Source organism: Paenibacillus endophyticus, from assembly GCF_014192395.1.
In the GTDB taxonomy this organism is placed as follows: Bacteria; Bacillota; Bacilli; order Paenibacillales; family Paenibacillaceae; genus Pristimantibacillus; species Pristimantibacillus endophyticus.
This window is the reverse complement of the sequence record NZ_JACHXW010000006.1, coordinates 360,959-384,819: the sequence shown is the minus strand read 5'-3', so window position 1 is coordinate 384,819 and position 23,861 is coordinate 360,959. Positions and strand designations below refer to the sequence as shown.

At 48.0% G+C, this 23,861-nt stretch carries 28 protein-coding genes and 1 rRNA gene; 1 reads left to right on the top strand and 28 read right to left on the bottom strand.

Features of this window, described 5'->3' with window-relative positions; all coding sequences use genetic code 11:
* Both FHS16_RS13105 and FHS16_RS13100 read right to left on the bottom strand, forming a co-directional pair.
* Positions 1–99 (bottom strand): 16S ribosomal RNA (locus FHS16_RS13105); the annotation flags it as partial.
* Positions 100–469: 370 nt separating this feature from the next.
* On the bottom strand, positions 470–1,357 hold the full coding sequence (locus FHS16_RS13100; RefSeq protein WP_312890881.1) for a nucleotidyltransferase-like protein: 888 nt from the start codon (positions 1,355–1,357) through the stop codon (positions 470–472).
* A gap of 153 nt (positions 1,358–1,510) precedes the next feature.
* Between FHS16_RS13100 and FHS16_RS13095 the strand changes: the two genes are divergently transcribed.
* A complete protein-coding gene (locus FHS16_RS13095) occupies positions 1,511–1,870 on the top strand; it encodes a YgzB family protein (protein ID WP_183562693.1) in 360 nt (119 codons plus the stop codon).
* Between the two features lie 89 nt (positions 1,871–1,959).
* Here FHS16_RS13095 and FHS16_RS13090 read toward each other — a convergent pair whose 3' ends face one another.
* The 26 genes from FHS16_RS13090 to FHS16_RS12965 form a co-directional block, all read right to left on the bottom strand.
* A complete protein-coding gene (locus tag FHS16_RS13090) occupies positions 1,960–3,684 on the bottom strand; it encodes a glycosyl hydrolase family 18 protein (protein WP_246431743.1) in 1,725 nt (574 codons plus the stop codon).
* Positions 3,685–3,799: 115 nt separating this feature from the next.
* On the bottom strand, positions 3,800–4,234 hold the full coding sequence (gene perR, locus FHS16_RS13085; protein ID WP_183562689.1) for a peroxide-responsive transcriptional repressor PerR: 435 nt from the start codon (positions 4,232–4,234) through the stop codon (positions 3,800–3,802).
* A gap of 72 nt (positions 4,235–4,306) precedes the next feature.
* Entirely contained in the window at positions 4,307–6,214 is a 1,908-nt protein-coding gene (locus tag FHS16_RS13080) for a DUF4097 family beta strand repeat-containing protein (RefSeq protein WP_183562687.1), read from the bottom strand.
* Positions 6,196–6,906 (bottom strand): MgtC/SapB family protein, encoded by a 711-nt coding sequence (locus FHS16_RS13075; RefSeq protein ID WP_183562685.1) that lies wholly within the window; start codon positions 6,904–6,906, stop codon positions 6,196–6,198. The genes FHS16_RS13080 and FHS16_RS13075 overlap by 19 nt, the downstream gene beginning before the upstream one ends.
* Before the next feature lie 146 nt (positions 6,907–7,052).
* Positions 7,053–8,492, bottom strand: coding sequence for an Asp-tRNA(Asn)/Glu-tRNA(Gln) amidotransferase subunit GatB (gatB, locus tag FHS16_RS13070; protein ID WP_183562683.1), 1,440 nt, complete (start codon positions 8,490–8,492; stop codon positions 7,053–7,055).
* A gap of 36 nt (positions 8,493–8,528) precedes the next feature.
* Entirely contained in the window at positions 8,529–9,986 is a 1,458-nt protein-coding gene (gene gatA / locus FHS16_RS13065) for an Asp-tRNA(Asn)/Glu-tRNA(Gln) amidotransferase subunit GatA (RefSeq protein ID WP_183562681.1), read from the bottom strand.
* A 35-nt stretch (positions 9,987–10,021) separates the two neighbouring features.
* Positions 10,022–10,309 (bottom strand): Asp-tRNA(Asn)/Glu-tRNA(Gln) amidotransferase subunit GatC, encoded by a 288-nt coding sequence (gene gatC, locus FHS16_RS13060; RefSeq protein WP_281379088.1) that lies wholly within the window; start codon positions 10,307–10,309, stop codon positions 10,022–10,024.
* A 186-nt stretch (positions 10,310–10,495) separates the two neighbouring features.
* Positions 10,496–10,879 (bottom strand): ATPase, encoded by a 384-nt coding sequence (locus FHS16_RS13055; protein WP_183562679.1) that lies wholly within the window; start codon positions 10,877–10,879, stop codon positions 10,496–10,498.
* Between the two features lie 102 nt (positions 10,880–10,981).
* Positions 10,982–11,824 carry an ABC transporter permease gene (locus FHS16_RS13050; RefSeq protein WP_183562677.1) on the bottom strand — a complete coding sequence of 281 codons (843 nt, stop codon included), beginning with the start codon at positions 11,822–11,824 and terminating at the stop codon, positions 10,982–10,984.
* The gene (locus FHS16_RS13045; RefSeq protein WP_183562675.1) at positions 11,821–12,771 is read right to left on the bottom strand and encodes an ABC transporter ATP-binding protein; all 951 of its coding nucleotides are present in this window, start codon (positions 12,769–12,771) and stop codon (positions 11,821–11,823) included. The genes FHS16_RS13050 and FHS16_RS13045 overlap by 4 nt, the downstream gene beginning before the upstream one ends.
* Positions 12,768–12,977 carry a PLD nuclease N-terminal domain-containing protein gene (locus FHS16_RS13040; protein WP_183562673.1) on the bottom strand — a complete coding sequence of 70 codons (210 nt, stop codon included), beginning with the start codon at positions 12,975–12,977 and terminating at the stop codon, positions 12,768–12,770. The genes FHS16_RS13045 and FHS16_RS13040 overlap by 4 nt, the downstream gene beginning before the upstream one ends.
* Before the next feature lie 59 nt (positions 12,978–13,036).
* The gene (locus FHS16_RS13035; RefSeq protein ID WP_183562671.1) at positions 13,037–13,258 is read right to left on the bottom strand and encodes a sigmaY antisigma factor component; all 222 of its coding nucleotides are present in this window, start codon (positions 13,256–13,258) and stop codon (positions 13,037–13,039) included.
* Positions 13,246–13,578, bottom strand: coding sequence for a YxlC family protein (locus FHS16_RS13030; protein ID WP_183562669.1), 333 nt, complete (start codon positions 13,576–13,578; stop codon positions 13,246–13,248). Before FHS16_RS13030 ends, FHS16_RS13035 begins: the two co-directional genes overlap by 13 nt.
* Positions 13,565–14,098 (bottom strand): RNA polymerase sigma factor SigY, encoded by a 534-nt coding sequence (gene sigY / locus FHS16_RS13025; RefSeq protein ID WP_312890880.1) that lies wholly within the window; start codon positions 14,096–14,098, stop codon positions 13,565–13,567. The genes FHS16_RS13030 and sigY overlap by 14 nt, the downstream gene beginning before the upstream one ends.
* Positions 14,099–14,255: 157 nt before the next feature.
* Entirely contained in the window at positions 14,256–15,785 is a 1,530-nt protein-coding gene (locus FHS16_RS13020) for a PH domain-containing protein (protein ID WP_183562667.1), read from the bottom strand.
* Positions 15,778–16,257 (bottom strand): PH domain-containing protein, encoded by a 480-nt coding sequence (locus FHS16_RS13015; protein ID WP_183562665.1) that lies wholly within the window; start codon positions 16,255–16,257, stop codon positions 15,778–15,780. The genes FHS16_RS13020 and FHS16_RS13015 overlap by 8 nt, the downstream gene beginning before the upstream one ends.
* Before the next feature lie 18 nt (positions 16,258–16,275).
* On the bottom strand, positions 16,276–17,496 hold the full coding sequence (locus FHS16_RS13010) for a M24 family metallopeptidase (RefSeq protein ID WP_183562740.1): 1,221 nt from the start codon (positions 17,494–17,496) through the stop codon (positions 16,276–16,278).
* A gap of 64 nt (positions 17,497–17,560) precedes the next feature.
* Positions 17,561–18,046: a hypothetical protein gene (locus FHS16_RS13005; RefSeq protein ID WP_183562663.1), complete on the bottom strand. Its 486-nt coding sequence runs from the start codon at positions 18,044–18,046 to the stop codon at positions 17,561–17,563.
* Positions 18,047–18,066: 20 nt separating this feature from the next.
* Positions 18,067–18,492, bottom strand: coding sequence for a hypothetical protein (locus FHS16_RS13000; RefSeq protein WP_183562661.1), 426 nt, complete (start codon positions 18,490–18,492; stop codon positions 18,067–18,069).
* Positions 18,489–18,635, bottom strand: coding sequence for a hypothetical protein (locus FHS16_RS12995; RefSeq protein WP_183562659.1), 147 nt, complete (start codon positions 18,633–18,635; stop codon positions 18,489–18,491). Before FHS16_RS12995 ends, FHS16_RS13000 begins: the two co-directional genes overlap by 4 nt.
* Positions 18,636–18,679: 44 nt before the next feature.
* Positions 18,680–18,829: a hypothetical protein gene (locus tag FHS16_RS12990; protein ID WP_183562657.1), complete on the bottom strand. Its 150-nt coding sequence runs from the start codon at positions 18,827–18,829 to the stop codon at positions 18,680–18,682.
* 35 nt (positions 18,830–18,864) lie between these two features.
* Entirely contained in the window at positions 18,865–19,758 is an 894-nt protein-coding gene (locus FHS16_RS12985; protein WP_246431730.1) for a hypothetical protein, read from the bottom strand.
* Positions 19,759–19,771: 13 nt separating this feature from the next.
* On the bottom strand, positions 19,772–20,707 hold the full coding sequence (locus FHS16_RS12980; RefSeq protein ID WP_183562655.1) for a type II secretion system F family protein: 936 nt from the start codon (positions 20,705–20,707) through the stop codon (positions 19,772–19,774).
* Positions 20,700–22,073 carry an ATPase, T2SS/T4P/T4SS family gene (locus tag FHS16_RS12975; protein ID WP_312890879.1) on the bottom strand — a complete coding sequence of 458 codons (1,374 nt, stop codon included), beginning with the start codon at positions 22,071–22,073 and terminating at the stop codon, positions 20,700–20,702. Before FHS16_RS12975 ends, FHS16_RS12980 begins: the two co-directional genes overlap by 8 nt.
* Positions 22,070–22,918 carry a CpaE/TadZ family protein gene (locus FHS16_RS12970; protein WP_183562653.1) on the bottom strand — a complete coding sequence of 283 codons (849 nt, stop codon included), beginning with the start codon at positions 22,916–22,918 and terminating at the stop codon, positions 22,070–22,072. Before FHS16_RS12970 ends, FHS16_RS12975 begins: the two co-directional genes overlap by 4 nt.
* On the bottom strand, positions 22,915–23,640 hold the full coding sequence (locus tag FHS16_RS12965; protein WP_183562651.1) for an SAF domain-containing protein: 726 nt from the start codon (positions 23,638–23,640) through the stop codon (positions 22,915–22,917). Before FHS16_RS12965 ends, FHS16_RS12970 begins: the two co-directional genes overlap by 4 nt.
* Positions 23,641–23,861: the final 221 nt, after the last annotated feature.

Here is a 23,861-nt window from a genome sequence, read left to right as displayed (position 1 = left end):
CGCCGCTAACCTTGTCCCGAAGGACAAGATCCGCTCGACTTGCATGTATTAGGCACGCCGCCAGCGTTCGTCCTGAGCCAGGATCAAACTCTCCAAATTGGTGTTTGAAATGCTCATTACTTGTTATCGCTTTTTCGCTTATCCCGAAGGATTTGCGAGGCAGTTATTACTCGTTGTTCAGTTTTCAAAGAGCAATCTTTTCTTTCGTGTCGACGAGGTGTTTCGTTTCGGCGACTTTTATAATATATCACATTCGCCTATCTCATTGCAAGCACTTTTTTTCGTCATTCGACATTTTTTTCAGTTGTCGTTTGTGCGAGAAAACATTCTTCAAAAGCGGCGAGTACTAATATATCATCAGTCGATCCGCTAAGTCAAGCATGATTTTCAAAATAACCATAAATATTAAAAAAGGCTTGTTAAGCCCTATAGTAGCGGCTTAACAAGCCTTTATAATAACTTCATTTCCTTAAACAGAGTTATGATCATTCATCATATAACGCAGCTCAAGTGCACCGACATCCCCATGCTCGTGTATAACGGCTACTTCACGAATATATTCTCGCATTACAAGCTTCTGAAGAATAAGCGACAAATCGACATGCAGCACATGTATCGATGGGTGAGACTGAAGCTCAGCAATGCTCCAAGGCTCTTCGCGGCTTTTTAGAATATTAAATAACAGCACGCAGCTAGTTTTCATTTTGGTCATGACGGAGAACTCGCAGCCAAGCATAACCAATTGAACTCTCTGCTCCAGCGTTTCCGGACTTACAGTCAGCTCTTCGTAAAGCTTGTATATACCAGGATGAACGCGCCTCAGCTGTTTCCAGACTGTCAGCTCGGGATGACGTCCTTCTTCTATAAGAACAATATGCGCCCAATGATTAAGAGCAGTTAATATATGGCTATATGCATCGAGTAAATTATTGTCAAGCAAATCCTGCTTTGCTTGCAAATACGTTCTTAAGAAACCGGCAAATTCCGTGAATTGCTTCTGCTCCCTCATTGAATCAGGAAACTGAAGAATCCGTTCACGAACATTGCTTAAATAGCCGTCGCGATCCACCAAGATCTCCCCCCGAACTAGCCACTCAATAATATTGCGGTTTTCTCCGCCTGACAGCCACTCTGCCAGACCATTTGAATCTATCATGCGAATCATTACCCGCTTGCCAGCAATTTGAATATGCTCTGTTTCATTACGGGGATGATCCTCCTGCACGACAACAAGCACTAATGAATCCAGACCATCAATCAAAGGATTGTATGGATACGGGTTCTCAATGACAGCCACTCCGATAACACTAGGTTCATCTTGATAGCTCTTTGCGATGTACGCTTTTATATGTTTCACTGGTTCCTCCATATAGCTAATCACATTTTATTAAGCTATAATAATATTCTACAGTTTTATTCTTTTTCGACAGGTTAGAGGCACATTCCTGCTTACTAACACAGAAAACAGACTCAATTTAAAAGTCATTCGTTATAGGAAGGGTTTGAACGCATGAATAAGTTCTTTTTTAAGTCTGCCAAGATCAATGAATTCCGTCTCTGGGGACTTGTCTTCACCTTAGTGGGCATGGGTGTAATGATTCTCGGCACTGCCGGCATCGTTTTTTGGGGACAAGCTGGAAAGATTATTGCCGCCATTTTTATGGTAATCGGAATGATCTCCTTGCTCATAAGCGTCGCCGTTTATTTCTGGGCTGGAATGATGTCCACAAGCGCAACGATGCTGCAATGCCCTGAATGCAGCCGTCCTACCAAGATGCTTGGAAAAACCGACCGATGCATGTATTGCAAAACGATGCTGACGCTTGATCCCGCACAAGCTACTCATAATCCAACCGAGCAGCAGGTTTAATTATTGCCATTCACGCATACAACGATAAAGCGCCGCCTCCCTGTATCCAACAAGGAGGCGGCGCTTTTGATTTATAAAGAGTTAGAATATTATGGCTTAAGCTTGATAGCATCATCAATTGTTTTCCATATCGGCGGGGTTTGAAAAGCGCGCTGCCAGGTTGCAACGCCAGCCAAATCATATTTGCGCACGAGCGCAACGCGAGCTTTTATGGAAACGTCATCCTCTATCCAAATCCGCGTAAGATTTCCATTCTCCGTATATTGTACGTAATTCTGTCCTGCTGCAGCGTCAAACACAGGCTTCAGTTTCTTTTCTTTTATAATGTCTTTAACCCGCTCCATACCTACGGCCTTCGATGAGACATCCACTTTACCGTCCGCCCCCTTCTTCTCTGTCCATATGCGCGTATACAGCGGCATGCTCAATATAAGCTTATTAGAAGGAACGCCATCCTCTTGCATGATCCGAGCGAGCGAACTCTCTGTCCAAGGCAGGGAAGCAACCGAACCTGATTTCGGACTAGAGGCCCAGTGCTCGTCGTAAGCCATAACCATCATATAATCAACAACGCTTCCTAATGCTGCACGATCCAAAAACAATGACCACATTTCGCTATTCGATTTAGGCGTAACATCAACTGAAACCACCAAGCCCTGCTCGTGCAGCAGAGGCGTAAGCTCTCTCACGAATTGCACGAAATTCGCTTTGTCGGACGTATGCACATTCTCGAAATCTAAATTGATGCCTTGCAGACCATACATTTGAGCAAAAGCAATCAACTGTTGGATCATAAAAAACCGTGTTTCCGCTGTAGCTAAGGCTTTGGTCGTTCGGTCCGGCTCAAAATCGTTACTGAAAAGCGCCCATATTTGCAAGCCTTGATTATGTGCCCATTTGACATAAGCGGAATCCGCTTTGCCTTTAATGGTTCCTTTATCATCAGCTAACGCAAACCAAGTTGGGCTTATAACATTTAAACCTTGCATCGGAGAAATTTTAGCTGTATCGATCTTGCGTTCGTATACCGCTTCCCAGGTCATATTGATTTTGTTGCCCAGCACCTTCCAAGCAATGAAAGGTGCTGCTTGCTCCTTGGCTGGTGTCTGGTCAATTTCTGTTAGCTCTACATCCTTTTTGTTCACGAAGCCTGTCCAACCGTTAGCGCTTTGAACATGCAGCCAACCGTCCTGCTCCTGCCAGATTCTTAACGATTCACCTGGAAGTACCTTTTGAATGAAAGGAGCACGAATGGTAGCTTCGGTGCGAATTGCTGCGCCCTTCTCACGAATAGCCTGTCCGAGCTGAATCGATTCTCCTTCTGACAATAGAGTAACGATTCCTGTGTCTTCCATGTATTCAACCTTCAGTCCATATAGCTCTGCTAATGGCTCTGCCGGAATATAGACATTGTCATTTTTCTTTTCTGCCGCAATCGTTAAGTTATAGGGCTTTTGATTGATTGTGGCGGTTAGGGAGTCTGTTTTCAAATGAAACACCTTATCGGCTGTCGTCAAAATAATGGAGCCCGAATCCGGTTCATATCGGATAGGCTTGTCCGCTCCAAGCTCCTGCTCAAGTACCGAAAGAGGCAGCTTGACTTCATTGTTTTCGATAATAGCCCCCTGATTTGCTTCAACGCCCCGGATAAGAATTGGATATTCTGCTTGATAATCTGGCACTGTTTGTTCATTGTTCGGAATATAACGCATGTACCCGTACCAACAAAATACGGCTAATACACCGACTATAAATAATAAAAAGATGCTCCGGGCTCCACGGTTGCCTTTACGCCGCGGCGCTCGGTTATACATTGTTTCCAAGTCATCACACTCCTGAATCCATTCATGATAGTAGGCTTCCTAATAAAAAACGTGCAGATTAGCGTTGATTCGCTTCACGGCACGTTCGTTTAGTGGCTTAACGCCATTATTTCGCTGATGTGGCATTGCATGTCGAGCATATTCCGTATATCTCCATCCGATGGCCTTCCACGACAAACCCCGTCACTCGCGATGCAGCACGCTCAACCTCAAGCAGCGGCGGATAATCGAAGTCTACAATGGAACCGCAATGTTTGCAAATCGCATGGTAATGATCCGATAAATCCGAGTCGAAACGACTTGAATCGTCACCGTAAGTCAGCTCACGCACTAATCCAGCTTCTACAAATAAACGCAGATTGTTATATATTGTAGCCACGCTCATGCTGGGGTAGATCGGCGAGAGCGCTTTATAAATTTCATCTGCAGTAGGATGGGTCATTGAATCCATCAAATAGCTTAATATGGCGTGACGCTGCGGGGTCATTCGGACGCCGTTGCTCTTCAGTTGCTCAAGTGCTAAGTTAACGCTGGCTCCCATTCCCCTCACGCCCTTCCTAAGTAGTTACAGCTATTGTACGTTCTTGTTTAAGCGTTTGTCAATGAATGCGCCTTATTGGGATAGCCCAAATTGCCTAATGGCAATGCTGTTTGTGGCATTAATTTGAATGCGGTAAGTCCCCTCTCCTATAGTGCCTCTAATCGTTTTCTTACTTACCTCAAGCGGAAGCTCCGTCGTAATATTACCGAAAGTTACCGATCCGTACATCCGAAAATGTCCATCAGCCGGCATTGCGAGCTTTACTTCGCCAACGGAGCTGTCCAAGTCCCAGTCACCGCCTACCGCGCTGCTGTTCAGCTCAATGCTGCCGTTTAAAGTATCTGCTTTTACTGACGAGCCTGCGCCATCCATTTTAATTTTCCCGTTTTTGGTTTCGGCTTCGATATTCCCTTCGATTTCCTTAATCTCCAGGCTTCCATTGAGGGTGTTGGCATAAAGCTTTCCTTTTATGTTCGCTGCTGTAATCGTACCGTTTTTGGTTTCTAGAATGGAATCACCGGTTATGCCGTTAACCGTAATTCCGCTATTATTACCTTTGACGGAAACAGCTCCAACAATGTTGCTAACCGTTACCATTCCGCTGTTGCTCCGAATGTCCAAGCCGCCGGGAAGCAAAAGCTTCATAATTTCAACTGAACCGTTATCTGCTTCTATTTGCAGGTTCAAAGCTGGCTTCGGCTCTTCTGTAACATCCGGGCTTTGCTCTACTTCTTCTATATTGGTTGCCGTAGGAGATGCTGGAGTACCTGCTCCATCCGTTGTATCCGTTTCCGTAGGGGAAGGTGAAATTGCTAATCCATCCGTTGCTGACGGTTTTGGCGTCGGAGTAGGCTCCTCTTCAACCTTTACCTGATCCGACAATGACATAGGTACGGTTATGAGCATATTCATTCTTGGCTTCCTGCTGCCATTTGCTCCATAAGACTCGCCTTTCGCCTCGAGTGTTACTTCTTTGCCAGGATTGACTTTTACAGTTGATTGCTCGGCAATTGCATCCGCTTCCGATTTTTCAATGACATCTACCCATACAGCAGTAACAACCTCGATTTCCTGTACGTCCCCTGTTCGAACGGTCACCTGTCCATTAGGATTGGCGATACGGATAAGGGAAACTGCCTCATCAAGCGGTACTTTAATGATCGCTTTGTCATATCGGAAGCCTTTTTCTTCACCATAGTCGGCAGCTCCGTTCAAATCCACATTGAATTGATCCAGCCAGCGAAAAGGAATATCCGCGTATTGCGTTACAGCATAAGCCGTAAATGTAATGACAAGCGCAATCATCCCGCCTGCTACGTCCAGCCGAAGCTTCTTCTCCACCCCTTTAAATTTCCAGCTGTACAGTATAATTTCTAATCCTAATATAATAAATATGACAGGCCACCATTGTCCCAGTAGTGAAATATCATTTCGCCCGTTTAATTGGTCCAATAAAAGCAGAACTCCCACCACCAGTATGAGAACCGCAGCTGTAAAGCGTCCAAGCTTAAACATAAGTACCGACCCTTTCCGTGAACGTAGCAGCAGTATAATAGAAGATGCCATAATAATTGGACCTACGCAAAGCTCAGCAAGTTCATTCATCCATGGCATAATAGCTTGAGGCGGTTTCACCAAAACAAGCATGACAATTCCCGCTGCCAATAATAAACTGCCGTGCACAGCATTAAACGTGGCAGGCTTGTGATGCGCAGCATCAGCACTCTGCAAAGAATCAAATACACTGATGAAATAAAAAACAGGCAGCATGATTCCTAAGTAAACGATAAGCAATAAATGTCTTCCCCCGTCAGAATCCGCCAACCGAACAATCGCAGTCAAATCCAGCCAAAAGGCTGCAATCAGCAGCAAGCCCTTCGGATGCTGTCCGGTATACATATGTCCCGCACCAGGCATTGCAAAAGCAAACAAAACCGTAAGCAGTCTGTTTTTCATTCGTTTTATTCCGAGCTGACCCAACGCACACCCTCCAAATGCTTAATGCTATCGAGCAGGACGAGCAGCGTTTCCGATTTCGGCAATGTAATGTACAGTTGCAGCATTACCTGACCGCCCTCGTCATCGTCCTCGCATTCTTCCAGCAGCATTTTTCTCATGATGATCTTGCGGTCCAATAACAATCCGTTTATATCAATCATGGCTTGAGACAGATCCTTGGCTTTGATTTTGAGCAAATGCTCCTTCTTGATATTAATATATCTTTTCTCCAGCTTATTGAATGCCCACAGCGTAACGAGCACCATTACAGTCGCGGTTGCCGATGCAAAATAAAATCCTGCTCCCACGGCCAGTCCAATGGCGGATACGACCCAAAGCGATGCAGCGGTGGTTAGACCTGTAATAGACTTCCCGGTAAACAGTATCGTTCCCGCGCCAAGAAATCCAATTCCTGTAATAACGGCTGCCGCAAGACGCGCAGGGTCAACCCGAACATTCGGTTCATCAACAAATGCTGAGAAACCGTACATAGAGAGCAGCATTAGCAAGCAGGAGCCTAAACAGACCAATATATTCGTACGCAAGCCCGCTGCATGATTCGATTGTTCGCGTTCAAAGCCTACAAGGCCGCCGAGGAGCAGCGCAAGGAGCAATCGGAGCAGAATATGAAGCTCGCTGATATTCCAAGGATTATGCGTGGCAAGTAATTCCATAAGCGATCCCGACCTTTCTATACACGCTATTGTAACATAAGTGTATGCTCGAGTTGGAGCGCACAGCTCTTGTACAATACCGGCTGCCCAAAAAGAAAGACGCGGCTCATCGCATGATGAACCGCGTCTTTTTGGTATAGAACGCTTTATTTCAAGCGCTCGATTAACAGCTTGTTGGCAAGTGCGGGATTCGCTTTGCCTTTGGATGCTTTCATGATCTGACCGACCAGGAAACCAATCGCTTTGTCCTTGCCTGCCCTGTAATCCTCAACCGATTGTGGATTCGCTTCGATAATCTGGTCCACTATAACGAGAACGGCGCCTTCATCGCTAATTTGAACAAGGCCTTGCTCCTCAACGATTTGCTGCGGGAGTTTGCCCGATTCAAGCATGGCTTTGAATACCGTTTTGGCAATCTTTCCGTTGATCGTGCCTTTCTCAAGCAAACCGATCATTTCGCCGAGACCTTGTCCCGTAATTTTCACATCTGAAATTTCCTGCCCGTTCGCATTCAAATAACCGAGCAAATCGCCCATGATCCAGTTCGAAACCGCTTTGGCATCTTTCGTATAGGAAAGGCTCTCCTCGAAGAAATCCGCGAGTTTCTTGGATGATGTGATCACTTCTGCGTCATAAGACGGCAGGCTGTACTCAGACGTATATCTGGCTTTGCGCCCGTCTGGCAATTCCGGAATAGTCGCTCGCACGCTTTGCTTCCATTCTTCGCTGATATGCAGCTGCACAAGATCCGGATCCGGGAAATAGCGATAATCATGTGCCTCTTCCTTGCCACGCATTGAGAACGACTTGCCCAGCGCATCGTCAAAACGACGCGTCTCTTGAATCACTTCGCCGCCGCCATCTAAAATCTCCGCTTGGCGGAGCTGCTCATATTCAAGACCACGCTGAACGCCGCGGAAGGAGTTCATGTTTTTGAGCTCGGCACGCGTACCGAATTCCTTCTGTCCGTATGGACGAAGGCTGATGTTGGCATCGCAGCGCAAGCTGCCTTCCTCCATCTTCACGTCCGATACGTCGCAGTACTGCATAATGGCCTTTATTTTCTCCAGATAGGCTTTGGCTTCTTCAGGCGTTCGAATATCAGGCTCCGATACGATCTCGATGAGCGGCGTTCCAACACGGTTGAAATCGACAAGGGATGCATAGCCGCCGTCTACGTGAGTCAGCTTGCCTGCGTCTTCCTCGAGATGGAGCCTTGTAATGCCAATCCGCTTCGTTTCGCCATTCACCTCAATATCGATCCAGCCATGCTCGCCGATCGGCTGATCGAATTGAGAGATCTGATATGCTTTCGGAGAATCCGGATAAAAGTAGTTTTTACGGTCAAATTTACTGATGTCCGCGATTTGGCAATTAAGCGCCATCGCTGCTTTCATCGCGTATTCGACTGCTTGGCGGTTCAATACCGGCAGCACGCCGGGATGTCCAAGGCATACTGGACAGGTATGGGTGTTCGGTGGCGCACCGAAAGCCGTGGAGCAGCCGCAAAAGATTTTACTATTCGTATGCAGCTCCACATGGACTTCCAGCCCTACAACCGTTTCGTATTTGTTCGGTTCAGACATTCGTATCGATCCCTTCGTAAACGTATATATGGCCGCTTATAGCTGCGGGCGTTGTTTATGATGCTCCGTATGCTGCTCGAACGCATGAGCGGCGCGCAGCACCGTCGATTCGTCGAACGCTTTCCCGATAATCTGCAAGCCGATCGGCAAGCCGTCAGCCATTCCGCACGGTACACTAATAGCGGGAACGCCTGCAAGACTAACTGGTATCGTACAAATATCGTTTAAATACATCGTTAATGGATCGCCAACCTGCTCTCCAATACGGAAAGCAGGTGTCGGAGCCGTCGGTCCGATAATCAGGTCATATTGGCTGAACACTTGATCGAAATCCTGTTTGATTAACGTACGCACTTTCTGAGCTTTCAAATAATAGGCGTCGTAATAGCCCGAGCTGAGCGCATATGTGCCAAGCATAATCCGGCGCTTCACTTCGGCGCCAAAGCCTTCGCTGCGTGATTTCTTATATAAATCGATCAGGTTTTCTGGATTCTCAGCGCGTACGCCATAACGCACACCGTCAAAGCGAGCCAGGTTTGATGATGCCTCCGAGGAAGCAAGCAAATAATACGTCGCAATCGCATATTCCGTATGGGGCAGCGAAACCTCTTCCCACGTAGCGCCTAAAGACTCATATACCGATAGCGCTTGGAGCACCGCTTCCTTCACACGCGGATCGATACCCGCTCCGAGGTACTCCTTCGGCACGCCAATACGCAAGCCTTTAACATCGCCAGTAAGTGCCGATGTATAATCAGGAATTTCCACATTAGCAGACGTGGAGTCGCCTGCATCATAACCAGCAATAGCTTGCAATACATACGCAGAGTCCTCAACATTTTTGGTTAATGGACCGATTTGGTCAAGGGAAGAAGCAAATGCAACGAGTCCGAATCGCGACACAAGCCCATAAGTAGGCTTAAGACCTACGATACCGCAATAAGCAGCAGGCTGCCGAATCGAACCGCCAGTGTCAGATCCGAGCGAGAAGTATACTTGGCCCGCTGCCACTGATGCTGCCGATCCACCGCTGGATCCGCCTGGTACGAATTCCGTATTCCATGGATTGCGTGTCGGATAAAAGCTTGAATTCTCATTCGATCCGCCCATAGCGAACTCGTCCATATTCAGCTTGCCAATCGTTACAGATTGAGCGGCTTTCAGCTTGCGAACGACGGTTGCATCGTAGATCGGATCATAATTGCTTAAGAACTGGCTTGCGCAGGTTGTAAGCAGTCCTTCTGTTACGATATTGTCCTTCACTCCCGCCGGCAATCCAAACAGCAACCCGCGTTCGCCGCCTTCTTGCAATTGCTTGTCCAGCTCGGAAGCCTGCAAGCGTGCTTGTTCTTCATTCAACGTAATAAAAGCCTTGATAGCAGGCTCAGTTTCTGCAATTCTCGCATATGATGCGCTAACCAGCTCAGAAACGGAAAGTTCCTTATTGTTCAGCTTGTTATGTACATCCTGCAGGCGCAAATCAAACAGTGCCAACAGTAGTTCCTCCCTTCAAATAAAACCCATTCGTATTATTCAAGTACCGCAGGTACTTTAAATTGTCCATCCTCTTCATCAGGCGCATTCAGCAGCACTTTCTCGATCGGCAGCGAAGGCCGATTCTCATCCGCACGCATCACATTCGTAATCGGAAGCACATGGCTGGTTGGCTCGACATTTTCGGTATCCAAACCGTTTAGCTTCTCGGCATATTTCAATATCGCGTTAAGCTGCTCTGTAAATTGATCTTTCTCCGAGTCGGAAAGCTCAAGCCGCGCCAGTCTCGCGACATGCTCTACATCCTTGGGCGTAATGCTCATCAGGTATTCTTCCTTTCCTATTCCTGTAATCATTCTTCCTATTATATCTTACTTGCATGGCGAACATCAATGAAAAGGGGCAAACATCCAGCCCATATGCACGCAATTCAAGTGACAGCATAAAAAAAGACTGCTCCGATGTCAGCAAAGTGACATGCAGAACAGTCTGCAGCGCATGGCTGCAAGCTAAATCCATGCTTTTAAATTAACTTGACGGATAAAATCGGCAGGGCTAAGCGGTTCATTGCCTGCCTGTTCGAGCTCGGTCTCCTGCTCAGGCTCGCCATTCATCACACGCTTGAACAATTCTTCGTTGTGCGTAGCGAGTGCGAAATCAATTAGCGCCTCCCGTTCGATTCGATCGACCTCATCTTGAATAAGTACCTCTTCGAGCTCTACGTCCTCGTCCGGAATTAAAAAGTTCCGATTCGCCGAAGGCACCCTCAGTACGTAATCAAACACATTATCCGCATTGCGATCGTAAGCTATTATATAACCATGCTCCCCAATGGGAAGGTTTTGTTCAAATTGGTCAGCCACAATGACGACCTTTGTGCCTAGTTGTAGCATCGTCCTCAACTCCCGTTTCTTCGCCGCTGATTCTTTCACTACTATCCTACTAAAAAATAATAGCGGTGTCCAATCGAAGAGAGTCAATAGACAGACTTTTCTTTATTCAGCTGCCAAACTTTTGCGAAGCTGCAAGGCTGCAAGACTTATTGAACCTAACATACAAACAATAGTTACTACTACAGCTGCACTCAAAGTGCTAGAGTCTGGTGTGCCTGCGGCCGCTAGTTGATAGGCAAATCCGCTTAAAGCACCCGGCGTCCAGCCAAGCTGCTTGGGGAAAAGGCTCGCCAGCAAGGTTAGCATCAATGCGCCGCCTAGCGCAGCAAAAGCCGCTGCTGCCGAGCTTCGCAACCATGTACTGAAAAGCAGGGTAATCGTCATTACCGCGCTTAACCACAAACCATATACGAGCATGCTTTCGTATGCCTGGACGATTGGCGTCTCACCGATCAATAACCCCGTATAGTACCAGGATGCCAAATAACCGGCTGCAAGCGAGCCCCACGCAAGCAGCAGCATCGACGTCCACTTGGAACTGATATAGGCTGATGCCGATATGGGCTTTACAAGAATAATCGCTGAGACACCGCTGAGACGCTCGCCGGAAACCGTTCCCATGCAGGCTAATACGAGAACAAGCATGCCCAGCGTTCCGAATTGCTGAAGGGTTTGTGCGAGTACCTCGGCTCCGAGCGGCATTGGAATATCGATAACCGTTCCCTCCGGCAAGCTGCCCGCATGCTCTAGAATTACAGGCATATAATAGGTCGAAACAGGCTGCATGATTCCAAGGAGCACGAACACAAGCGGTACCCATAGCAGCTTATAGCTTCTTGCTTGTTCGAGCAGCTCCTTCTGAACCATAACCAGATAGCGGATAAAGCTTGAGGTCATGAAGGATGTTGGGTCAAGCTTGTTTGACGTATTCGCTGCACCCTTCATTCGCCCACCACCTTCATAAACAAATCCTCTAATGATGAATGGCCTACCTCTAGCTTGCTTATTTTTATTTGATTGCGAGCCATCTCTCCGATAAGGAGCTGCCTAGCAGCGTCTACATCCTTCACGGCAAAGCTGGCAGCTCCTTCGTGCTGCTCTGCTGTTTCGAACAAAGAGAGTTGATTGGCAAGCCTCTTCTCATCCCTTATGGTTTGGATAAATAAAGCTAGCCATTGCCTTGAGCTTTCATCATTCTCAAGCTGCAGATTAATGATTGGCTTCCGCCGCTCATCGCGGATGGTTTCAATTGCTCCTTGCAGAGCAACTTTTCCTTCACGAATAATGATGACATCATCACAAAGCGCCTCAGCATCATGAAGGACATGCGTCGAGAAGAGCACCGTCGTTTCCCGTTTCAATTCACGCAGAAGATCAAGCACCTCCCTGCGCCCAATCGGATCTAGCGCCGATACCGGTTCATCCATAACAAGCAGCTTCGGCCGATGGACAAGCGCTTGTGCAAGCCCAAGCCGCTGCTTCATGCCGCCTGAGTACGAGCCGATCCGCCTTTTGGCAGCGCCTGCAATTCCAACGCGTTCAACCAGTTCCTTTGCACTTTTCTTGGCCTCGGCAGAGGTCAGGCCGCACAATTGACCAGCATAGACAACAAACTCAAAACCCGTCATCCAATTATGGAAGGAAGGCGTTTGCGGCAAGTATCCAATCAGCTCTCTGTGTTCTCCGCGATTTCCGGCACCTTTGAAGACCATCTGACCTGATGTTTGCTTTAGAAGGCCGGCAATCATGCGAATGGTCGTCGTTTTGCCTGCCCCATTCGGTCCGAGCAGCGCAACGCAATGCCCCTCGGCTATCGTAAAATGGATGCCATCAACTGCTTTTACGGTGCCGAAAGCTTTCGTCAAATCTTTAACCTCAAGCAATGCAGTCATCCTTCATTCCTCCTGCCTGCGATAAAAAAGGCGATCGGCCCGAATATATTGATAAAAATAATAATAAGAACCCAGACCCACTTGGGTCCGCGCGTACTCTCCGCCTTTGCACACAAAACCAAAGCGATAGTCATTATGATCAACTGAATGACGATAATCGGTGCAAGGATTGGCAACAAGTCGGCGATTACGATTGATTCATTCATCCTTTATCCTCCTTTAAGCCTGTCAGCTTCCGCAGTTGCTTCTCTAGCTCTCTAAATCTCTACTTTTCTTCTTTTCGTCTGCCGCGACGAAACCACCCGCTACGAACAAATAAAAAATAAAAGGCAAGCGGCATCGGAATTTGAATCAAGCCCCATATTCCCCAAAGCCAAGGCATGCTGTCCCGTTTGCGCGCATCGATAAATAGCCAGGTAGATTGCGCAATCAGAGCAGCAACGAGCAAAATCCAAAACCATATCGGCAAGATTTTCAGCTCTTCCATTCGCGGTGCCTCCCCCGTGCGAGTGCGTAGCTCGCATACCCAATTCCGCCAGCCGTAGTGACTGCTTGAATAATTGCGAACCATATCCAGTTGCGGTCGATGATCCACAGCATCACTCCGAAAATAAAGCATGCCAGCAACCAGAATAGCAGCAGTTCCCTCCAAAGCTTTCTTTTCGTATCCTGCACGTGGGCATAAACAAGCTCCTCAAATCGATGCTGCTCAGGAACCTCCGGCGCATGCGCAGCGTCAAAACGGGTTAAATCTTCTTTCATTAGATTATTGAACCAAAGTTGGTCCTCCTCATCATGCTTCTTCATGCTCCGTTAGCTCCTTTCGCAGCTGCTTCAATCCATTATGCAGTCTCGATTTCACCGTTCCCGCGGGAATGTCCAGCATTGCGGATATTTCATCTTGTCCATAGCCGTAATAATATTTAAGCAGTACAGGAATTCGTATGCTGCTGCTTAGCCGTCCCAGTGCTTGGAGTGCATCCGACCAATCAACGCCCTCCCGGATGGTTTCGTATTGGATCGACCGCAGCGAGCCTTCTTCCTGAAGCCAATGCCGCTCCAGCTCATTGCGGCGCATCCGGTCAATAACAATCCTTGAGGCTATCGTAATCAGCCATGTTGAGAATTTTGCTTTTCCCTGAAAGGTCGCTATTTTCTCAATCGCCTTCAGCATCGTCTCCTGCGTAACATCCTCCGCACGGTTTTTGTTCATCGTTGCCTTAAGCAGATACTGATACAAAAATGAGTAATGCTCACGGAGCAACTCGGATAGCGCCCGCATATCTCCGCGAACCGCTTTCTTAATAAGCTTCGCCTCGTCTTCCACGAGCGCCTGACCCCCTTGCTTCTTTCGGTAATATAGCTTAGACGAACAGCTTGCGCGATTCGTTCACTCCGAATGCATATTTATTTTATGAAATGAAAAAAGCCGCAGAAGCAAGTGGCTCTTCTGCAGCAGCTATAGGTTCTATTTTACACTAATGCTAGTTTTGACTTCGGCTGTACCAACGCCACACAGGCTCAACATCAGCATGATCCAAGCATTTCACGCGGTACTCAAACGGACTGCCGAGCGCGCGCACAGATAAGGTTAGCAAGTTCTTGCGCTGCTGTCCAATCGAACGGTTCACACGCATCGTCACGATCTGCGGTCTTCGAATCAAAAATGTCGATCTTGATAAGAATCGCGTGCGCAGCGTGAGCTGTCCATTCCTCAGACTAACCCCTGCAGCAACATAACAGCTCCTCCTCCACCACAGAACAAGCGGAATGAGCACTAACGACCACAACCCTGCTTCCTTCAAAAAAATGATTGAAGCTGCGCATAGCAGCGCGGCAATCAGAAGCTCAATTCTAATATAATATAATAAAGCTCGCTTCGGTGCGCCCTGCAAGGGCGTTTCCTCAGAATGCACAATCTGCGGCACAAAATCATTCAAAACCTGTTGAATATCGGAACGCTTTATAAAGGGATGCAGCATAAGCTGCTCCTTCTTGTCAGATGAAACGATTTGCAGCCGAATCTCAGCGTATCCGAAAGCTTGGCGCAGCCAGCTTTCGCTCACAATGACGGCTTGCACTTTTTTAGGATCAAACACGAACGACTTTTTTTCCAGCAATCCATAGGATACTGAAATTTGCCTGCCGTCTTTTTGAACAGCGAAGCCGCTGAACTTCAGCACATACAATATAATCGAGAGCAGCCAAGCAAAGGCAACTCCTGCAATGACTACAATAACTACGGCGAAATAGCTTGGCATAAAGCTCGATGAATCCTCAACGACTGACTCGAAAAAATGATCGGGAAGCAGCTGGTTGATGAAGTCGTTAGCGAAAGAGTACAATCCAGCCATAAAAGCTGCAACCAAGCCGAAATTCATCGAGGTCGCAGCTGCCTGAAGCAACTGTCCCGCATGAAGCGCAATCGAAGGACCGCGCTCAGCATTATGGCTGACGGATTCTGAGGCTAGCGGTTTTTGATTTATTCTCACAACCAGTTGTTCATCTGCCTCAGGTTTCTGCGTCATCAGCTTCTCAGACAAAGGTTGCCCTTCGGGAGCAGCTATGACCGAGGCTTGTTTCTTAAGCATCAGCTGGATATCGCTTGCTTCTTTAAGGGAGAGCGCCGGTAACACACCGTCTGCCTTCTTATTGCCGCCGGGCGTCTCGATCTTCACTTGCGCGACCTTCAACAATCGCTGAACTAGCGGCTGTTCTACGTTAACCGAATGAATCCTCGTATAATATATCGTTTTCTCGTCTCTGAACAACCAGCCTTTGCGAATGATGATCCGATCGCTTTCAAGCCAGAAACCAAAGCTTTTCCATTCGATGTAACTGAACACAAGTATTACGGCGGAGAGCGCAGAGACGCCAGCATACCAATACCATTCCAGTCCCGTCCAGTCTGTTCCCCTCAATAAGCCGATCAATATAAACGGAATGAATCCTCGAATTGTATTCAGCAGCCCGAACAAAATATATATGGGATGAAGCGTTCGACGTTCATTCATCTTGATCGTCCACCTTAGCCAATGCGCCGATTCTGCGTTTAAGCTGTTGAGCTTCTCCGAGCTTCAGTCCGCTAATCCGGTGCGTTGTCGCAGCCGTAACAACCGAAACGCTGGCCAAATCATATTTGCGCATAAGCGGGCCGCTTTCAAGCTCCACATGCTGCACACGCACCATAGGAACCAAAACATTGCTCAAAAAAACAAGCCCGGATTGGATTTCCAATTCATCCTCAAACAGCTCATACTGAAACCGCTTATACTTCATTTCGGGAAAAATCCAAGTAAAGAGAATAATAGAAGCAGCGCACACAGACAATGCAATCCACCCCGGAACGAGTGTCCAAGCCCAGATCGAAGCACAAATAAAATAGGCAATAATGACAGCTAGGAAGATACCATTCGATATGAGCTCGCTAATTCGGTAAACCTTTACGTAATCACGATGAAGCCGCTTGGTAAGCTCCCGATTCATACTTACATCCCCCCTTGTTTAAGGTAATAAGATTAGTCCATCTTTGAACTGCGTCAGCTTCCTTGCACCCTGATCCGTAATAAGGTAGCTGTTCTCAATTCCAACAACCCCAAGACCAGGGAACGTAAATTTGGGCTCTACGGCAAGCACCATTCCTGGCTCCAATAGCATATCGAAGCCCTTGGCGAGAACGGGCCATTCATCAATTTCAAGCCCGATGCCGTGTCCCAGGAATTTGGCCTGATCGGCTCCGAAGCCCATAAAGTGATCGGAAAGATTTGCGGAGGCGCAGCCAGCAAGCGCCGCCTCATATAACTTCGAGCAAGGCGCGCCAGGAACCATCATCTCCTCTGCTTTAGCGATGAGCGTCTCCGACGCATCGTATGCACGCTGAAGCGTTTCGGGCAGCTTCCCCAAAACGGCAGTCCGAGTCTGGTCAATCACATAACCGTCTACACAGCAGCCGATATCGATCAAGATGGGCTCGTTTCGCTTAATTATTGACCGGCTGACGCTTTGCGGAGAAGCTGCTCCCAGCCCCAATCCTCCCGCTGGCCCGTCAAAATAAGACGGAACCGCAGCCGCTGGACCAGATATGACCATCCCCGTCGTAATTTCTTGATTAAAGCCCCGCATGCGCATCAAGCCAATATGACCTCTAATTCGCAGCTCGTATTCAATGCGTGCCATCCACTCAAGCTCGCTTATTCCTTCTCTAAGCACATGAAGCGCTGCGGTCAATGACTCGGAGACTACCTTTGCCGCCGCTTCGATTCTACCTATTTCCCAAGGCGACTTAATCATTCGAAGCTTGCGAATATATGTCGAGCCATCTATAATCGTACAGCTTGCGGCCGAACCAAGGGTCTCCTGTAGCTTGGCGTATAGTTGAGTCGGCAGTACATCGAGATCAGCGGCGATTCGCAGGCCTGATTCCTTGCCAAACAAATACGGGTAGTGCTGCGCAAGCGTTTCCCCAAAAAACCGAAAAGCACCAAGTTCGGCTACCTTTACCGCGGTCTCCAGCTTGGCTCGCTGAACACTGCGCCGAACGTAAAAGGTAGCATCGCCGGTGCTTGGAATAAACAAATACCCATTTTGCATCGAGCCGCTGAAATAATAAAGATCAACATTTTGCGTAAGAAGAAACGCATCTACGCCTTCCTTTTGCATAACAGCCTGCAAACGGATGATTCTCTCGCTCACAAGCGCTTCAGGTACATCAGCAACAATATCCATCACAGCCATTATCAACTCCTATATAAACTCCCTCCCCTTATTACACCAATTTTCCTATTTTACGTCAACCTGCTATGAGCTCCGCCGCCCCCTTAATATGCCATTCAATAGGCTCCAACACTTCAAATACGCGAGGATATGCCATTTTTATGATTAAAATAACGCCTGGACGCTGCAAGGTAACCTCGTATTGATACGCCTTATTTCGGTATGTAAAAGGAAATATTTCGTCCGCGTTTACTAGCTTGAACACCACAACCTGCACCGCTTCCTTCAAAAAGGAGCCGGCAAGCGGTGCACCGTGTGCATTCAGCAGCAAGTTCTGCTGCAAGTACAAAGCTGCTGCAGCTTCGGCCTTTATCGGCTCAATACGAAATACACCTTCTCCTAACGCTGCCGTATCAACCTGCTGGGCCGCTGCATGAGTGGCTCGGTTGACGGCATGCTTCCCTTGAAATAAAGTCTTCATAGCGAGCTGTTCCTCCACCTGAAGCAGATGCAACGAAAGCCATATCGACATCATTACAACGATGAGCAGCAGCTTGTACACTCGTTAACCATCCTCTCCTCCTATGGAACATATTCGCTCATCTTCATCCCGAACGCCTTCATCCTATCTGACGGTAACGGCGGCGTTAAGCCGATCAAACGATCAATCTCAAATAATTGCTCGTAGGGGTAGCTCATCGTTAATGATATTCCCGTACCTCGAGGCAGCGGATCGTACGGATTGGATGCTGACTGCCCGTTTGTTGATACAAGCTCATACGAAATATCCTCAGGACGCATGCCAAATCCGGCCAGACGCTGTCTGGACTGCTCCTGCATAGCCGAGCTTATGTATCCGTAACCTCCGCTAGCCCCTATTTCCAACAAGTAATCCACCTCTTGCTGCAATACCGCCTGCCTGACAATAAGAACATGTTTATAAATCGGAGAGAACATAAGCCAGCAGAGCAGCGCTGCAAACAATACGAAGATCAAAATCTGCTTCATGGGCTCATGCTCCTGATATGCGAGCTGATCGAGCTGCCAGCGCCGTCAATCTGCCGCTTCATTCCTGCATCGCCCTCGGCGATTGCTTGATAGCAAGCCAGCACGGAAACAAGCAGCAGCATGGAGATTAGAATTCCGCGCAAATAGTAATACCTCCGCTCTCTATGACTAACACAATGCCGATGAATTAAGGAAGCATTTGACTAATCTTTGTATTGGCGGCTGTGCCCTGCGTTTCGATTTGACTGCTTGTTCCAGTTGTATCCTGAGCGATTATCGTATTGAATAGGACGATTACGACGACCAGCATCATGACGGTCATTAGAATATTGCGCACGTGATCACCTCCTTCCAAAAGCTTCGGTGCCACTTTCAGCTAAGTGACTGAAAGAGCTTTTGTCCCTCTCTCACCCACGGATATATAAAGATTTGAAAGGTATACAATATTGGAATGCCCGCGATGATAAATAATAAATAGGAAGTTGATTCTTTGCGGCTTTCCTTGGCCAGCTCAATCTTCTCCTTGTAGTCTTCAATTCTTGTGCGGATCAGCTCATAATATTGATGGCTTTCATGCAGCCTGAGCGCATCCAGCGTTTCTACGAAACTTAAGGCCTCTTCCGTGCCAAGCCTCTGTTTAAATCTCTGCAAAGCCCCACCCGCATCGTGATACCACTCGGCAAGAAGCTGGTTCAATTCAAAACGCATCACGCGCGTAAAGGGAACACAGCGCTGCAGCTTAGCATGAATATGCAGTGAAGAATCTGACAAATAGATCAATTGCTTGCTGACTACAAAAATCTCCTTCGTCACTTGCAGCGCTCGCATCTTGCGAATGGAACGCAGCCATAGGAGGTCAAGATGAATAAGCATCATCGCCAGAAGCAAGAAGGGAGCGACATAGGAAACAGGAACATAGGCGTTCAGCCATTTAGACCAAATAGCCACACTAACGATTAAGCTGCCCATCGTACAAACAAGCAGACGGTGCGCGAGCATATACCATGCCGCATCAGCCGTTACCCCGCAGCCGGCAAGCAAAATTTCTCTTTCCATGAAAGACTCCCTCTGTCTTGAAATCAAGAAGAACCGCAGCCATTTCTCCGGTACCATTCTCGTACGCCAAGCCGACACGACGGTCAAATGCTTCCATATAGCAGGACGTTCGGGCCATAGCTGCAATAAGATGTAAAAAAATACCGCTCCGAAAACGCATTGCCCAACTATAAAAGCCAGCCCCATCATTTGCATGACCCCATTCGGCATCGCTACCCTCCTCTCACATTTTTTTGCGCGATAGCCACAATCCCATCAGAAATGAAGCGAAAATCAACAAAGCTGCATTAAGCAGCATATCCCGTCCCATCGGATCAACAACGTAATAGAAATAGGTGTTTTCTTTGTTGTACCGCAAATTAATGCCAATAAATAAAGCAAGGAACAACAGTGGTGAAAAATTAGCAACTCGAATTTCCAGCAAGCGGTTCCGCTCTTGTTCATTCGCCCGTCTAGCTTTGCGCATATCAGTGAGCAGCTCCTTCAAGCTGTCTGACACCGTTACACCTTCTGAGAGCGCTACCCGCAAGATATGCACGAAATAATCAGCCCACAAATGACCAAGCGATGTGCTGAGCAATCTTAGGCTTGCTTCATCATCAGCCCGCACCGACAAATTACGGTAAAGCTGCTCGAATACAGCTTGCATCGGCCCCAGCAATCTTCGCTCTTCGACGGTTCGCTGCAGCGCAACCCTGACCTGGCTCTCCCCCGTAATCAGATAGCATTGATAAAAAAGCTCAACTGCCGGCAAAAAGTCCATTTGCGTCTGCATGCGCCGATGCACGAGCAGCGTCCGGAGAATCGTATAGGGCAATAATCCAATCACTAAGCCGAACAACAAGGTTCCCTTTACGCTTTGGAAGAAGAGTCCACCTGCAGCAAGTCCTGCCAACAGCAGCAGTCCGGAAATATAAGCAAAGGCGGATGGTGAAACAGCAAGACGCAGTGCCTCCAGCAAATCAGATAAATGACGGTACAGCCATGCGTAGCGTTTGAAGCGCTCTGCTGCCCGTACGCGAAAGCTGCGATTCGAAATATAAGTTAGCTTGCTGACGAGCTGATGCTCCTTAGACCATAGGAAAAGCAAATTGACAATCGCAATAAACAATAGGCAAAACAATAGTCCTGCAGCCGCGCCGGCAGAAAGCTCATTCATAGCGCTTGCCTCCTGCAGCAAGCCTCAAGGCAGCTGATGCAGACGGAGAGGCTGGATAAATCCATTCCTCCTTCTTCTCATCGTACATAACCCAATCCTTAACACTTACCTGCCCGATCTCCCAGCTAAGCTCGCTAATCCTCCTAACCAAGCGTCTCCCTCCTATTAGAGCCATCTCGATTCCAATCTCTGTAACGTATTGCGTAATCCGTTTGGTCAAACGCTCAGCATTCATCCCTCTACCATCCTGCATGCACATATCCGTGATCGCCTCAGGCACATCCTCCAGCGTATTGGCATGCACGGTCGTCATGCTTCCCGAATGTCCCCGCGTGCAGGCACGCACGTAAATGTTTGCATCCAGGTCGCGTATCTCGGCATGAATAATGCGCTTCGGCGATTGCCTCAAGGCAAGCTTGAAAGCCTGATCCGACCGGTGATAGTCATCCTCTTCATCCGTCATGTATTCAATGACGTTCTTGCCCGGAAAATCACGCCCGAGCATCATTTCAAAGCGGCCTTCGATCGTAATAATCCGCTCTTCGTCCGGCAGTTCGGCAATGAATGCTTTCATTAGATTCGTTTTGCCTGAATTCGTAGGACCAATAATAACGATATTGAAACGCGCCTCAAGAATGGCGCTCAGGAGCATCTTGATCTGCTCGTTCATCGTCCTATACCTCGGATCGCACAATGTCAGCAAGCTAATGCTTCTTACCGTATAAAAACGAATGGTCAAGGTAGGATTTGCCGTGAACCCAAATCCGGTCATCGTTACGCGCGAGCCATCCTGCAGCATGACCTCCGCCCATCTCTTACGCGGATTAATGCGATCATTATTGTACAAAACCAGATTTTGCTGAATTCGCTCAACCTCCCGTACGTTGTCAAAACGATATTCGCTTGGATTGGAGATTCCATTCCTGACAAGGAAGATGCTCGTTCCGACAACCTGTATTTCCTCTAAACCGTCTTTATCTGCCAGCACCAGCTCAAGTACATTCAATCCAATTACCTCAGCGAACAACGCTTCCGCCAATGTGTGATAGGGGTGCTGTACATGATCTGCTCGATGAATGCGAAGTCTAATCAATCGATCCGCGATGACCGCAAGCACCTGCTCTCGTTCCTGTGAATAGCCTAATACCGCGCGATTCAGCGTTTCGCTGTATTGCCTGCGCTCATCTTCACCTACTCCGTGCGGAATGCTTAGATAAGAGCGGATATCATCAGCCAGCCGCGCAAACTCTCCCTGCGATTCTGCTTCCTTATACGGTGCAAGCGGCTCATTATCGTGCTGCTCCCGCTCCGACTGCATCTGCGCGGCAAAACCTGAAGGCGAGAATCGATTCTGCTGTGCCGTCACGAGCTTGTACCGTTACGATGGGCTAGCAGCTTGCGGTACCACGGTTGTACGGCTACAGTAACCCCCAAGCTCCGAATGCCATGCCTCTGCATCATCGCCTTTGCAGGACCCTTCATCATCTCCGAACCGCCGCTGTCCGTCTTCAGCCACTGAGCATAGGTTCCACTATCCAATTGGCTGGATACTGTTTCGCTTAATTGAAGCTGACCCAGTGCCGACGTGCCGAGCTCTTTACAAATATGCTTCATTTGATAGCCTCCATTTCTCCAAGGTCCATTAATAGTGATCGAATCATATTGATCAGGATTTACACCGAATAACGGCGATACCTGCCCGATCCAGTGCTTGCCATCCTCTTGAAAATGAGACAAGGATGGCGTAGTCACCAGTATGCGCGAGCCTGCTCTTCTAACCGCGCAAATGGTGGCAGCGTTATCCCAATATGCGCCGACATCCGCGATAACGAATGCAAAGGTCTGCTCTGCGACATCGAGCAAATGCTTCGCTTCTTCTGGCGTGAAATATTCAGCTTGCTCCCTCATCATGTTGCCGAATAACACCTGTACATTCGGCAGGTTCGCCACCGGATATGCCGCCTTGCGCAGCATATCCGGCGTCAACGCGGAGGATCTCAGCTCTGGGCGAAGCTTATCTAATGTGACGAGCGGTTCATCGATACCGAGATAGCGATGAATTTTTGAGCTTTTGAGATTGAGGCATAAATATCCGACTGGCTTGCCGCTCGCTTCCCCAATCCTGAAAGCAGCTGCGAACGCCGCTGCTGTCGTTCCGATATTAGGTGTCGTTCCTATAAATGCAGCTAAAGGTGCGATTGCAGCATTCACAGCCCACCATCCTCTCCAGCTCCAGCTAGATCAAGCGATTCCGGGCTGTATGCCACGACCAGCTTTAAGGCTCCTCCTTTGCAATAGCCATCAAGCAATAACCACTGCTCTTCCGTTAAATTCAGGTTCAGGTAGTCGATCATGCCGTTAGCCTCTCGCCGCGAAGCATACATCTGCTCCTTATTCCCTTCCGCCCGCGAGATGAGATTCGGATTCTCGATATTGTCGATCTCCACATTCCCCGATGACTTCACCGATGCAACGGTAACTGCGGCTGAGAATAACCGTTCGGAAGGGTGCCCTTCCCCTGATGCATACAGCAGTACCTTATCGCCAGCCCTAATGCCGTTGGAGATGGAACGGATGTACTCCTTGGGAATCTGAAAAGTAGATTCCGACCGCTTTGGCTGCAAGCGGAACTCATCCACCTTCCAAAGCAGCAGAGGCTCGCCTTTGCCAAGCGGAATAATCGTCTCTTTCCCAGCTGCCTCCTCCAGCTTCATGACCATGTCGGGAACATACACAGCCTGAGGAACCGTTTTGTATTCCAAATCGCTCTCCTGAAGCCGTTCTCCCGCTCCTATGAATCGATTGGGTACTATTACGGCTATCATCTCCTCGCTCTCCATATGCACGCGCTGCAGCTCGTAGATGCCATAAACTAAGCTTGCCGACAGAACGGCCGCTGTCAGGCTGATGATTGCATTTCTTCGTTTTCTCATCGCTACTCCTCCCCGAACACAAAAAAAGAACGCACCAGCTGCCATCTAAGGCTTACTGAGTGCGTTCTTCGCATAATCGTGCTCGTTTATAGGTTTACTTAAGTAATTGAGTTCATAATAGCAAATCCATCTTTCATTTGTCTATCATTTTTTCCTAATTTCATCATTTTTATGTAAAATACAACAAAAAAAGCTATTCAGCAGAAGGTTATCCCTTCTAG